This window comes from Pseudobutyrivibrio ruminis, assembly GCF_015057245.1.
In the GTDB taxonomy this organism is placed as follows: Bacteria; Bacillota; Clostridia; order Lachnospirales; family Lachnospiraceae; genus Pseudobutyrivibrio; species Pseudobutyrivibrio ruminis_E.
Genome location: NZ_SVET01000008.1, coordinates 118,636 through 132,184, shown reverse-complemented (window position 1 = coordinate 132,184; position 13,549 = coordinate 118,636). Strand labels below are relative to the sequence as shown.

The following is a 13,549-nucleotide window of genomic DNA, read 5'->3' as shown; positions in this document are numbered from 1 at the left end:
ATATAGTCACCACCGCTATATTCAAAACATTTCTGTTTTAAAACATTTTTATTGACTTTCTTTAATAGTTAGTCTTTAGGGAACTTTTTATTTCCCATTGATTGCAAATGTTCCCTAAAATTATCGGCTCATCTCACGCTCTCTTTTTCGTTGCCACTGATCTAGTAGTTTGATAATGGTATCTTCCATCTGCTTTGGCGTATATGACTTTGGAAAATACTTCTTTAAGGTGTCATGTTTCAAAGTCACTCGATCTAAGTCCTGTTTCTTTTCTTCAGAAAGAATGATGTTCATACCTTCCTGGGTAATCTCACCATTTAATGCCAGCTTCTTAATTCGCTGCGCCTGAGATAATGAAGGAATCGCCTGGGCATAATCGATAGCTGAAAGAAGGTCTTTCTGCTGTTCTGGATTTAAGAAGGAAAGCTCGTAGGCTGGATTAAAGCCCATTAGCTTATCATCCACTAACTGAAGAAGTTCTGGGTCGAGGTTGGTGAGGCGGATATATCGCTGAATTTGATTACGACTTGTTCCTATTTCATTAGCCATCAATGCATCACTTCGCTCCTTTGGAAAATGTGTCCCAATTTGGGACACATTTTTCGAAGGCCTTCCAGCCTGTCTTTTCATCGCATCCAACTTCATCTTGAAAGCCCATGCTCTCTCACTTGGCAGTATCTCTTCCCTTTGCAGGTTCGAATCAACCATCAAAATCGTGGCAGCATCATCATCCAAATCTCTAACAATACAAGGAAGTGTCTGAAGACCTGCTATTTCTGAGGCATGATGCCTTCGATGTCCTGACAGGATTTCATAACCTCCATCGCGTTCTGGTCGAACAATAGCTGGTTGCAATACACCAAACTCTTGAATGGACTCCACTGTTTTTTCCATATCAGCATCATCACGAACCTTAAATGGATGATTCCGAAAGGGATGCAATTCATCCAGTGGAATTTCCACCACCGTGTCTTCGATGTTGTTGTGAGGAACCTTCTCAAGCATGTCAGCATTTCTCTCTGCTGATACCACTTCCATGGAAAGCGTCTGTTTCATCTGGTCATAGTCATTGACCTTATCAATGTGCCGAACATCGGTCTCCGCTTCGATTCCCCTGTTTGCAAGATTCTTTAATACATCCCGCTCCATGTCCTGTTTGAATTTCTCGTAGTCCATTGTCTACCTCCTTTGAATAGTGAATAGTTACTGCTCAAAATGAGCACAAAAATAGCAGCTATCTCGATTGAAATAACTGCTATGTAACGTTCAATATTCAATTAGATCGACAAATTTGAAGTTACTGAGTTCTTTCACTCAATTCCTTATCAAACCATTCCTTAAAAACATTTCCACCTTCTAATTCATAGGGAATTCTCGATTCATAACTGATATTTGCATCAAATTTCCCAGTTTTTACGTCATAAATCATTTTAATTTGTCTAGGAATTGGTTTATTCCACTTAGTGCAGACTGATTTAAAATTTTCCAAATCATGTGTACCAATCCTTAAGAATTCTTTCACTAAACTTACATCTGTAGCAGCTTGTCTAGCTGAAAGAATTGTCCCATCCTTCTCAAAGAAAGAATTAAACATAAAACTATGGTCCTCGATACCGCAATATGCAAAAACCGTATCTACTTGACTATCTGTAAGTTCTAAACAGAGAGAAATTAAACCTGATTGTATATCAGTAAACTCATCTTCAAAACAGACTTCTTTATTGGTAGTTGTTTTATCAATTTTCTTTTTATTGAAAAATTCCATAATACCCATGTGTAACACTTATCCTTACAACTTTCGATTTGTTAATTTCACCACCTTTAATTATACAGAATCCTTAGTCTTCATGAAATACCAAATCTATATTAGTCCCGCAATTCTCTGTTTCAATACCCACGCTACATCTTCCTTATCTTTATCACCCAACTGATCAAAGAGACGATATAACGAAATATACCTATTAAATAAAATCTGTTCTTCAGACTGCTCTACGTATTCTTCTAATAGAAGCTCTCTGACATCCACGCGATAGATTCTGGAAAACTGAATAATCTCATCTGTAGTGACCTTACGCTCATTCGCCTCAATTGCTCTCAAAGTTCTATCTGAGATGTGCATGTATTTAGCCGCTTCGCTTTGAGAATATCCTCTTTTCTCTCTTACTTCTTTAAGTTTATTTGCTGTAAATCGTCCCATACCAAAACCTCCTTCAACCGTAAGAAATCCTCCGGTTTTGAAAAAATCACCTTAAATTTCATGTCCTATTTTGAATATATTTTAAAAATAAAAGCCCTACTTTGAAAGTATGGAACTTCAAAAATAGGACTGTTAACTACGACACTTTTTTAGGTAAAAATATAGGGAGTCAAAATGACTCCCTATACTAGAAACAGCTTAAATTCAAGCTTTTCCGGGAACCGAAATCTGCGGTGCTCTCCATAGTAGAGCTTTGCAGCTTTCTGTATGTAAGATTTTGGAATCTCAAATGTTCCCAGAAATAGCGCATTTTCAATTAGTGTTTCTCGGCGATAGCTGCCTGTGCTGGTGTATGCACATGACGTATCTTTTATATCACGTGAAGCGCTCGACAGTTGTTTTTTTTTCCAATCGGAAGTGGTCTGCTTATATGCTTCATTTCCAAAGGCAGGATTTAGATACCAAATGAATTCCCCGTGATCATACACCACTCGATCAACAAAGTTATCAATCACTGTTTCTGGAATCTTCGCCCTGGCATCATAAGCAGTCATCTTAATGAACTCAGAAAGACTTTCAATGCGTCTATCCTTTGCTTCATTATCTTCCAATTCTAAAATCTGCTGTCTACACTCACTATTAATTTTTTCAATGTTTGAAATCTGATCTTCAAGTTTCTTTTTCTTACTGCGAAAGACTTCTCTGGAAATATCCCCGTCAGCACACATATCAACAAGATTAGCCATTTGCTTACGCAGCTTATCCAGTTGCTTCATATTTCGTTCAAGCTTCTCCTTATCATTTCTTTCAGGAGCCTTAACCTCAGCCACATCACTCAACATCGACATTGCTTCACGGTAAATTGCTTCCTTATTGTTTAAAAGCTTTTTAAAAATGAAATCAGCCTGAACTTCCAACTTCCATTCCATAAACGATGAGTTGTCACAGATTCCATCAACCTCAAGGCCTTTCTTCCGTCTGCTTTCAGGTGTGCCTGTTCTTAACTGTCCATAGCACTGATAGATATACGAAAGATTTCCATCTTTTGCCTTGTGAGCAATTCTTCTATTCATAGCATGACCACAGGTACAAACAAGTTTGTTACCCCAGATATGCTTGCATGGTGACTGACCAACAGATCTGCCATTCTTATCACGCTTTCCGATTCGATGTTTTGCTCTTAACTCCTGAGCCCGATCAAAATCTTCAGGTGATACAAGTTTTTCATGAGTGCCTTCCACATAAACCTTTTCAACGGCTCCAAAATTATTGATTTTCTTTTGAACCAGATAATCAGGAACATATTGTTTACGATAAACGATTCTTCCGCAATAAAAAGGATTTCTAAGCACCCTGTTAATGTTACCGGACTGCCATCTGGTAAGTCCTGTTGCAGTCTTTCGGCCCTCCTGCTCCATGATGTCCTGAATTTTACGAACACCATTGCCGGATAAATAAAGCTCGAAGATTCTCTTCACGGTCTCAGCCTGTTCTTTATTTACAACAAGCTTATCCCCTACTCTATCGTAGCCAAGGATATTACCATTGCCATACAGAACTCCATTCTTAAATGAAATCATCTGACCGGCTTTTACTCTCTGTGAAATCTTCTTACTTTCGTTCTGAGCCAGCGTTGCCATGATTGATAGACGAAGCTCTCCGTCCTCATCATTCATTGTCCAGATATTGTCTTCTGTGAACCACACCTCCACGCCGTAAGATTTGAGGATTCTGGTCTGCTGCAGTGTATCAACTGTGTTTCTCGCAAACCTGGATACCTCTCTGGTAATGATTAGATCAAATTTCTTTTCTTTTGCATCCTGAAGCATTCTCATAAAAGATTCTCGCTTGTGAATAGACGTACCGGTGATACCCTCATCAATATATCTATCTACCAGCTCCCAGTCAGGATGCCTTTGTAATAATTCATCATAGTACTGCACCTGATTCTCCAGTGCAGAAATCTGCGCCTCATGCTCTGTAGAAACACGGGCGTAGATAGCAGCTTTTCGCGCCATATTGCACCTCGCATTCCCAATTAAGCTGTCAGTACTATGAGTACATCATACAGCTTAATTATATAATGGTTACTCTAATTACTCAATTGGTAAATCACGCTTTTTCGCGATATACCGCAGTTCTTCGTCTGTTATCTTTCCTTCTTTGTTAAGCTGCTTCATAATGTCAAAAGCAGCATACTTAATAGCCATTTCCTCAGCCTCTGGAGGAAATGTAAGCTCTTTTAATTCCTTCATGACCATCCCTCCTAAAGCTTCTCAATGAAATAATTTTCCATGTAGGAAATCAATTCACAATGAATACGGCTTGCCTTTCTTCTGACAACCGGAACAGATACACCAGCTTCTTCTGCCAGTGTGTAGTAATCCTTCTCCTGCTTAAGAAGCGGAATGATAAGTTCCTGTTCCTTCACACTAAGTGCATGCAGGTGTCTCTTGAAAGAAGCATATTCATCAGCCATCATTACAATGACATACTCTCTTCTCTTGAATTCCTGTACCAGAGCCGGATCTGATAAAGCATCCTCTGCTGAATTCAGTCCTTTGATAGCTCCCTCAAGCATTACATCAAGAACCGCTTCATCCGCTGTAGGATTACTATAGTTACCCAAATTCTGAATACGGACTCCAAGTTCATCTTTGTGATTGCTACGCTTTCTTTCCTTCTCTGCCTTAATCTCGTAGATCAGTCTCATCTTGCAATCCTCGATGATTCCCTGGAAGGAAGAGTAATTGGAATAAATCAGTTCGGCCCTCTCCCTCGCTGATTTGTCACCGTAGCTTTCATAGATATTAACCATAGTGGCCATATACACCTCCTATATTCAGTTGTGTTTATGTCACTTGGCTGCGCGCCGCTTCGTAACTCTTTACATGTTCTAGTCTAATTGGAATGCGCTTTATAATCGTTAGCGCGGATGTGAACATAAGGTACACGTGATGTGAACCTTAGCCCTCAAGAATCTGAATCTGTCTTAGCATTTCAAGTGCAGACTTCTTTGCCTTGTCCGTCTTCAGATTGTTAAGAATCTCAATTGCTTCATTAACAATTGGATCAAGATTATCCGGTGAATCACCGTTTAATATATAATCAGCAGATACGTGAAATAAGTGGCTCAACTGGGTAAGCATCTCCGCTGAAACACCTCTGCTGTTATTCTCATAATTGGAAATAGCAGACTTCCCCTCAAGATGAAGCTCTAAGGCAAGCTGCTCCTGGGTAAATCCTGCATCAGTTCGTAACTTTTTAATTCTTCCACCGACTGTGGTTACATCAATTACTCCATTGTTTCTGTTTACTTTTTTCATCATCTACACCCTTTCCGGTGCCTTCCAAAACAGAAGCGAACCGAAAAAGAGCGCAAAAAATAAAAGAGCACTGCAAAACAACTGCTAAAACCTTCTGATACGCATATACGTATCTTCCAGTAAGCTTCTGTTTTGCAGGCCCTTTTTAATCTGAATAGATGTCTTACGCCCTTGCTGCATCTATCCGTAGTAAATACGACTCTCTTCACAAACTCTTGGATGCCAGACGTCACTCATTTGTAAGTCTTTTAACGCCATACCAGCGACCAATCCAGCAATCTCCCTGGCATCCTCATAAATATTTAATTGTAAATCTTATTGCTACTTGCCTAACTTGTTAAGCTTCGCAGCGTATCCGGTTAAACGAGCATGCCTCTTCTTAGCAAGCTCCTCCTCGGATCTATTATCATCGAATACGGATACCTTGCCTTTCTTCACGCACACAACAAGGCGAGCACCGCATTCCGGGCAGACCATATACGAAGTTGTACTAGCTGACTCCATAAGAAATCCACCACATCTGTGGCAGCAAACCACGCATTCCCCAATTTTTTCCTCCGCTGAACTCATCAACATCACGCCTCCTTTGTCTTTCAAGCTTGATATCTCTCATTCGGAAAAGGGAAAGAAACCGATATGATGAGCATACTGTAATCTCCCGATAATGGCCTTTCCGTAGTGTAGTCAACACTGCCATTATCAATGCACGACTGGTCTGATCTGTAAAAACTGTTTAGCACACATTACGCGAGGTCTTTAATGACCTTAACAGCTACACCCTGAATCTCACAATCCGAAACAATAATGTCCTTCATAGCCTTATTCTCAGGATGAAGTCTGATCTTCTGATTCTCTTTGTCTACAAAATAGCGCTTCAGCGTGTTCTCATTCCCTACAAGTGCAACAACAATATCGCCATCCATGGCTTCTGACTGCTTTCTGACAAGTACCAGATCTCCGGGAGAGATTCCAGCATCAATCATGGACTCGCCGTTTGCCCTTAATAAGAAAAAAGTTCCGTTGCCAAACATAGAAACAGGCAATGACACATATTCTTCTGCGTACTCTTCCTCCAGTGTGGGAACGCCGCAGGAAACAGCACCTAGAAGTGCTACGCTTGTAAACTCTGTCTGAACCTTCTCGGTCTGCTCAGTAGAAATCTGCTGGCCATCATATCTGATCATGCCATTGTCACTCATGGCTAACAGATACTTATATGCAGTTCCTCTAGCGATACCGACCGCATTCGCAATCTCTGTTGTAGACGGTGAGTGGCGATAATTCTTGTAGTATTCCTCTACAAATGCCTTAATAGTACCCATAAGCTCTGTAGATTTATGTCTCATACGCCGCTCCTTTCTAAAGGAAGCAATCTGCTTTCGTTACTTCCTATTTGAAAGTATATCATCGCGAACACTTGTTTGCAATATTAATCTACAAAATAACGAAAATATCTGACAGCCGCGAAAATCGTGCACTCCCCCTTTTATGATTCTAATGGTAACAAAAAGCCTGTCCCAATATAGGGACTTCCATATTAAGTGAGCGCACCTTCATTTTGTTACATTATTACGCCTTCCCTTAATGTAAAAACCTCATTCATAACAACGATAGTAACTAGTTCCTATGATTAAATTATATTTCACGATATACGATATATCAAAAGTCATATATTTAATTGCGTTTATAATATTTCAATGATATTATATCAATATACGTAATTTCGATATATATTGATAATATTACATATCATTTCAGAAAAGGTGGTTGCGTTATGGGATATATTGAGAATGCTAACAATTTCATTAAGGATAAAATAAATGAATCCAAAATTACACAAAAAGAATTAGCTGAAAAAGTTCTCGAAACAAATCAGCCTAATTTCAGCTCAGCACTTAATCAGAAAAAAGGACGCCGCTTTACTATTGAACAATATATTGCATTAGCCGACTACTTTGGTGTTTCACTGGATGAGTTATTTGGACGTAAAACTGCTTCATCTCAAATTAGTGCTAGGAGCATCGGCTCTTGGATTATTGAATTATTCAAATCTAAAAGAGCAATTTTTAAAACCATAGAACTCAATGAAACAGATACAGATAAGCGCTATGATAGCTATCCAACCTCTACAGAATATCAAGCGCTGCTATTTCCAAACTTTGATAATAATAGTGCTAGGTATCAATCATTTTATTTAGATAAAATGGTTAACGGCGATTCTGCATACTATGACAATAGCGATCATGATAATATTGCAATCAACGCTTTCATAAAAAAATACTTGGATATCGAGAGCTTCAATTCAGAAAAAGGTATGCCGGAAGAAGCTTATAATATAGTAATAAGTACGTACCTTAATGAATTGAACTCAGCTCCTTATTGCGCGCCTCAAAAATTTAGAGAAAAATTTGTGCCTGAAGATGAGGATTTATTCTAATACCGTATATACGAAGAACAGCTCACCGTTATGGTTAGCTGTTCTTTTAAAATTCTTTGTATATGAATTAAAACTCAATCTGCAATGAAAACAAATTGATTACATTCAATAACCATGCCTTACTGTTCTTGTCAAAAGTCATTAATCCAATTTCCTTCTGATATGAATTGGATTTATCGTAATCAAAAATCGCTTCATATATTTCTGTTAATCGCTGGTTAAAATCCACTTCATTTGCGGCATTATTACCAGTTTTAAAGACTTCATTTTGTTTCAGCATAAAATGATCTACTAAATCTTTATTATCACCTTCGTATACTTCAAGCATAAATGATGCTTCTTTACCATCAATAAACTTTCTATATTTCTTAATGTCTGCCATTCTTAATCCAATAATCAAAGGCGCAACATTAGCCATCATAAAAAACTTTGCTCTATCCTCTGACCAAACCGGATTATTTTTATAAAATCTATTATTATAAATTGCAATTTTTATGATTTTTGCAAATCTCTCAGCCTGCCTCATACTAAAATCAAGCTTTGATACCACAATTTTACAAACAGATGACGCTAAATCATTGGATGCAAAACAAATAGAGTTAAAATACTTATCTACATCTATCATCGGAATATCTATCGTTAAGTCAAAAAAACGATCCAAGTATTCAGTAGAGCTAAATCCATCACCATAGAACCGCTTTATTGTATGCTGTAGCTCGTCTATATTTACGGAAAAAACATATGTAACATTTTCATTGCTGAAATAGTGCTTTATACGTTCCAATAGATTAACAGCATAATCTGGGCGACAACGATCTAATTCATCAATAAAAATAACCAAGCGATTTCCACGTTCCTTTATAACATTTGTTATGAATTCTTCAACCCGTTCATGAACATGCTGCTGCGTGGAGATTTCTTCTAAATAATCTTTGCTTTCAAGAGAATCTAAAAACTTTTCAATATTAACGCCGGTCTTTTTCTCGACAAAAGGAATTGCAACGCCCTTAATAATCTCCTTAAACTCAGGCTTGCCTTTTATCTCATCCTTTAAATCAAGCTGATTAATAATCTCATAAACAATTGATAATATCGGATCTGTAGCATTGTCATTCAGCCAAGCATCATAATAAACCGGCAGCACAGGAGCAAACTCCTGACCAATTTCAGCCTTATGTTTTTTCCAAGATTGGCTATTTTTAACCTCACTGTAGTATGGTCTATTTTCAAAAAAAGGATTCTCCGCTTCAAGCAATAACTTAGCCTGCTTAACAAAAAAAGTTTTGCCGGTTCCCCACCTACCGTTTACTGCAAGCGACACACTACCATCGATAGTATTTAACATATCAAGAAATCTATAAAGAGACTGATTTCTTGATATAGAATCATGAAGTAATGTATCCAAGATATTATCGTCTGTATCTTTTAATTCATATGATTCCAAAAGTTAACCCTCCAACCTTAATATCATTTTAAATCTAGATAATCTTCTATCTCATCTTCATCAATACGCTTAATAATATGTTTCGCCTTCTCCACAGGAAATGGCGCTTCTTCAGAAGAATAATAGTTTTTATCTACAATCCTTACCAATGCTTCATGGTTATCATGTCCCGCAGGAACAAGAACCGTATCCCCAACTTCGTAAGAATCATCATCTGCCAAATAGCAGTAGGTCTTACCTCCCGGCTCAAACTCTACATCACAGAATATATAATCTGATGATGTGCGTTTTGCCTTACCATAAGACGCTTCGTTAAAAAGCTCACCAATTCCATAGAAAGCCATAAAATCATAAATCTTTTCTATAAACTCCGGATACTCGTCAGGCAGTCCAAGTTTATCAAAAGAACCCTCTATAGTCTTTTCGGTTCCATGCTGTGTGCGAATAGTTATCCTATAGTTGCATTGATTCATTGGATCATCAATTGCATCAGGCGGATTGCCTGTAACATCATCAAACATCTCTGGCCATAATTCATCCAGAAGGCTGCTGATACCTTCCTCTACATGATAAGTATTTGTAACAGAACACTGCTCAGCAAATTGAATATGATTTGTCAGCGTCTCCGTAGCCCTGTCTATTGTCAAAACTTCAGCATAATTCCAGGTCACAAATTCATACTCTGCATCTTCCGGTAAATGTTTGGGCTTTATCTTGGTCTCACGGTTGTACTCAAGTTTCAAGTAGTCAATCTTTTCAGGGCATCCATCAAATACAAATAAATCATCTCTGCCAGTAGCTTCTCTCACCATATCAGAAAGCCCTTCAACTCTGTCTCCGGCATTTTCAATCAAAGGCCCGTTGTATTGAAACTCCTTACCTTCTTCATCTGTTAAAATCATTTCCCAGGAGCCCACATCAGTCACGCAATAAAGCTCATGTTCCTGCGAAAAACGATTTTCTATCACATCAAACAGATTATTGACAACTCCAACGTCTATCTTAAAGTTTGTCTTTTCTATCTGCCCATTAGCAAAAGATAATCTTGTAAGCCAAACACCACCCTCCAAAGTAATAGTAAGATGCTGTTCCGTCTCATCCTCTGGCATCGGGCATGGGCCATAGCAAATACAGTTAGAATCGATGCGGATCTTCTTCAGTTTCCCTTTGAATAAGTACCCTTCTGGAAATCTATCTACACCGTCAATATTGGCATTTTTTTCAGGTATTAAAACACCATCCGCTTCTGGCGGATTGGCATCATATCCCCATTCCTTCAAGATATTTTCAGCCATATCCTCATCAATATCATCAAGCCTTTCCCAGCAACCTCCGCCTAAATAAATAGCTCTGGTATACATATCATCAGGATCATTTGGCTTCGGTGCCAGAATACTCCATTGTTTATCGCCTTTGTGGAGGATTTCAGGAAATCTTCCTTGGGCAGTTCTTATAATCACATTTTTATACTGACTATCATATTGATAATACATTCCGCCAATCCACCTTTGCGTTCAGTCTTGTTTCTCACATTTTTCTAACAACGTATCAACCAACAACGCCATGTGGCCATCCGCAACAGATTCACAAATCCAACTGCCCTCGCAAAAATGATCTCTTCTAAAGTGCCATGCAATAACAGCTAAGATTTGTTTTTCCGTAAGATTAGTCAACCATTCCTTTGAAGGATTGGCTAAATCTCTATCAGAAAACTTTCCACCTTCAACCACCTTACCATAATCGGTAATTACCACATTGCTGTCATAGGCCTCTTTCATGCAAACATGTAAAATTTGATACAGCCCATGATGTCCCTGAGGTGGCTGATATACATTATATCTTTCAAAAAACTCCTTTAACTCATCATCCTCATGTATCGCATGAAAAAGAACCTCATATTTTTTGCACCACTGAATTACAGTATTTTCAACCTTCTCATCTCCTACAATAGCTTTAAGAGTTTTCTCTCCAGCCGCAAGAATCTTTTCATCTAAAACAGCGAAGATGATAGTAATATCATAGTCAGAATTATTACAGATAAAATCGTTGCAAGCTTGAATAGCTTTCCTCCATGCGCCATCCAAAGGATAACCAAAAATGCCTGCAGATATAAGAGGAAAACCAATAGAATGTAATCCTTTTTCCTTCGCTAAGAGCAATGATTGCTTATAAGCACTATATAAAAGCTTTGGCTCATTGTGTTCGCCATCTGTCCACCGAGGTCCAACAGCATGAATCACATACTTTGCTGGAAGATTAAATCCAGAAGTAATCACCGCATTTCCCGTCTTACATCCACCAATAGCATTGCATGCCTTTGTCAATTCTGCTGATCCTGCTTCTCGGAAGATTGCTCCACATACTCCACCACCTTCCCACAGCCCTTCATTAGCTGCATTTACAATAGCTTCCGTATCAAGTTTTGTTATCCCAATCTTCTTAATCTCGATAGAACTCATAAATACCCCTATACAATAACAACACCTACAAGATATACCAAGGTCTGTAATATTTCAGCCTTTGTGCTCTCTTCTTTGCTTTTCGTTCTTTATTAATCTTTGCAACCCATATTATCAAAAACAAAGGAAAATATATGGTCTTACAAATATACTGCGAGATATCCTTGTTTTTCCAAATGTCATAAATAACAATCAGTATCAGGCATACGCCAAAAATTCTCAGTGGAACTGTCGCTGTACCAAAATCATCTAAGAAAAAAGCTATTCCCGGAAGAACCATTAAAAACCAATAGATTATTTTCATACACATGACTCCTTACAACTTGAACCAATCATCCTTCTTGCCGTCTTTTGCGTCTTTGATACCAAGTCGAATGCCTTCTCCTATAGCAAATGCCATAGCAACTTTCTCAAAGAATCTACTTGGCCCCTTTTCAACCTTCTTGCTTTTCTTTTCATGAATCTGCGGCGTTTCATCTTCTACAAAAACTTCCGGAAGTGGTAGTCCCTTTACCTTATATAATTGAACTAGAACATCGTCATCTAATAGACCTTCTAGCATAACCAAATCGTCTTTTGAAAACGCTTGAACAGATTGCAATGCTAACTGGTTCTGCAAATTAACATCCATGCAATTTGTGAGATCACCTATATTCTCTGCTGAAAATACAAGCTTCTGTTCTATTGCTTTTCTTGCAATCCGATTTACAATATCTTCCCGGTTAAAAGCAAACTCCAGCATAACCTCTGCAACTTCTTCAGCTGCGCCCAAAGAATCTACAGATGAAAGCTTATTTACTTGCGTACTTTCAGCCCAGTCATAGAATTTATCGTAGTATTCTTCCCACGTCATACTGTGCCCCCTAATACTTAATTCTTGTTATATCCATATTCCCTAGTCATTAAAACTTCTTTCCACCATGATTCTCTCTGTAAAATAGAATCATCATCCGTTGTACTTTTGTATATCTCCAATATGCTATATCTGAAATTCTTTTGGATATAGCTGAAATCCAGATTTTTCAACTCTATATTTCCACCATTACCATTTGCTACGTACTCTTTCCATCTTCCCCAAAGCATGTTTTCTCCGGTAGCTGATCCAACATACTTTTTTCCATTAGAAGAATCAGTAATCAAATACACACCTTTTTGGTTTGCGAGTGCCGTTTTCCAAGCATCTGTATCAATTAATCCAGATAATTCTTCCCAAGAAACATTAACTTTGTCGTAACCTGGGAATTCCGTCTTGCATATATCTCTTGTTATTTCAAGTACTTCCAAGTCATCAATATAGTTTTCCAGGCAAAGATATGACGCTCTAAAATCTTTCTTAAACCCAATTATCATCTTACCAATCAGGTCTGTTCCAACATCTAAGAGTTTTGTTTCATATCTATATTTTGACGGACCATTTGGTGTTTCTTTTACAGAAATACTCTCGTATATACCCGCAAAAATCCATTCATCCTTATGCCAATAGATCAGCGATAAAATATATTTTCTTTGAAAATTCTTTTGTGTCTGTTCCTCTTGCCATATTTTAAACTTTGACTGATCCTGAAGAAACAAACGCAGAGGTAAAAATGTATCAGTAGATCCTCTTCCACAATGAACTTTAAAATCTGATTCATTCTCTTTTAAAAATGGTAATACAACTTTTACCTTCATACGTATGTACCTCTA

At 38.0% G+C, this 13,549-nt stretch carries 16 protein-coding genes; 1 reads left to right on the top strand and 15 read right to left on the bottom strand.

Features of this window, described 5'->3' with window-relative positions; translation table 11 throughout:
* Window positions 1–120 precede the first annotated feature (120 nt).
* The 9 genes from E7274_RS08790 to lexA all read right to left on the bottom strand — a co-directional run bounded on the left by E7274_RS08790 (window position 121) and on the right by lexA (window position 6,869).
* Window positions 121–1,176 (bottom strand): DUF5688 family protein, encoded by a 1,056-nt coding sequence (locus E7274_RS08790; RefSeq protein ID WP_442960416.1) that lies wholly within the window; start codon window positions 1,174–1,176, stop codon window positions 121–123.
* 121 nt (window positions 1,177–1,297) lie between these two features.
* The gene (locus tag E7274_RS08785; protein WP_304175337.1) at window positions 1,298–1,774 is read right to left on the bottom strand and encodes a hypothetical protein; all 477 of its coding nucleotides are present in this window, start codon (window positions 1,772–1,774) and stop codon (window positions 1,298–1,300) included.
* A gap of 87 nt (window positions 1,775–1,861) precedes the next feature.
* Window positions 1,862–2,197, bottom strand: coding sequence for a helix-turn-helix transcriptional regulator (locus E7274_RS08780; RefSeq protein ID WP_304175335.1), 336 nt, complete (start codon window positions 2,195–2,197; stop codon window positions 1,862–1,864).
* A gap of 182 nt (window positions 2,198–2,379) precedes the next feature.
* The gene (locus E7274_RS08775) at window positions 2,380–4,215 is read right to left on the bottom strand and encodes a recombinase family protein (protein WP_304175333.1); all 1,836 of its coding nucleotides are present in this window, start codon (window positions 4,213–4,215) and stop codon (window positions 2,380–2,382) included.
* Window positions 4,216–4,293: 78 nt separating this feature from the next.
* Window positions 4,294–4,452 (bottom strand): hypothetical protein, encoded by a 159-nt coding sequence (locus E7274_RS08770; protein ID WP_004602750.1) that lies wholly within the window; start codon window positions 4,450–4,452, stop codon window positions 4,294–4,296.
* An 11-nt stretch (window positions 4,453–4,463) separates the two neighbouring features.
* Entirely contained in the window at window positions 4,464–5,024 is a 561-nt protein-coding gene (locus tag E7274_RS08765) for a hypothetical protein (protein WP_026508797.1), read from the bottom strand.
* A gap of 139 nt (window positions 5,025–5,163) precedes the next feature.
* On the bottom strand, window positions 5,164–5,526 hold the full coding sequence (locus tag E7274_RS08760) for a helix-turn-helix domain-containing protein (protein ID WP_304175331.1): 363 nt from the start codon (window positions 5,524–5,526) through the stop codon (window positions 5,164–5,166).
* A gap of 318 nt (window positions 5,527–5,844) precedes the next feature.
* The gene (locus E7274_RS08755; protein WP_022518945.1) at window positions 5,845–6,093 is read right to left on the bottom strand and encodes a hypothetical protein; all 249 of its coding nucleotides are present in this window, start codon (window positions 6,091–6,093) and stop codon (window positions 5,845–5,847) included.
* 173 nt (window positions 6,094–6,266) lie between these two features.
* Window positions 6,267–6,869 (bottom strand): transcriptional repressor LexA, encoded by a 603-nt coding sequence (lexA, locus tag E7274_RS08750; RefSeq protein WP_304175329.1) that lies wholly within the window; start codon window positions 6,867–6,869, stop codon window positions 6,267–6,269.
* 428 nt (window positions 6,870–7,297) lie between these two features.
* Here lexA and E7274_RS08745 point away from each other — a divergent pair, with 428 nt between their 5' ends.
* The gene (locus E7274_RS08745) at window positions 7,298–7,960 is read left to right on the top strand and encodes a helix-turn-helix domain-containing protein (RefSeq protein ID WP_304175328.1); all 663 of its coding nucleotides are present in this window, start codon (window positions 7,298–7,300) and stop codon (window positions 7,958–7,960) included.
* 67 nt (window positions 7,961–8,027) lie between these two features.
* Here E7274_RS08745 and E7274_RS08740 read toward each other — a convergent pair whose 3' ends face one another.
* Genes E7274_RS08740 through E7274_RS08715 form a run of 6 tightly spaced genes read right to left on the bottom strand, consistent with a single transcriptional unit; the run spans window position 8,028 to window position 13,534 of the window.
* Window positions 8,028–9,404, bottom strand: a complete 1,377-nt coding sequence (locus tag E7274_RS08740) for a KAP family P-loop NTPase fold protein (protein WP_304175326.1) — start codon at window positions 9,402–9,404, stop codon at window positions 8,028–8,030.
* A gap of 23 nt (window positions 9,405–9,427) precedes the next feature.
* Entirely contained in the window at window positions 9,428–10,897 is a 1,470-nt protein-coding gene (locus E7274_RS08735; RefSeq protein WP_304175325.1) for a hypothetical protein, read from the bottom strand.
* A gap of 21 nt (window positions 10,898–10,918) precedes the next feature.
* A complete protein-coding gene (locus E7274_RS08730) occupies window positions 10,919–11,863 on the bottom strand; it encodes a macro domain-containing protein (RefSeq protein ID WP_304175323.1) in 945 nt (314 codons plus the stop codon).
* A 25-nt stretch (window positions 11,864–11,888) separates the two neighbouring features.
* The gene (locus E7274_RS08725; protein WP_304175321.1) at window positions 11,889–12,167 is read right to left on the bottom strand and encodes a hypothetical protein; all 279 of its coding nucleotides are present in this window, start codon (window positions 12,165–12,167) and stop codon (window positions 11,889–11,891) included.
* A gap of 12 nt (window positions 12,168–12,179) precedes the next feature.
* The gene (locus E7274_RS08720; protein WP_304175319.1) at window positions 12,180–12,716 is read right to left on the bottom strand and encodes a hypothetical protein; all 537 of its coding nucleotides are present in this window, start codon (window positions 12,714–12,716) and stop codon (window positions 12,180–12,182) included.
* Between the two features lie 17 nt (window positions 12,717–12,733).
* Window positions 12,734–13,534, bottom strand: coding sequence for a GIY-YIG nuclease family protein (locus tag E7274_RS08715; protein WP_304175317.1), 801 nt, complete (start codon window positions 13,532–13,534; stop codon window positions 12,734–12,736).
* Window positions 13,535–13,549: the final 15 nt, after the last annotated feature.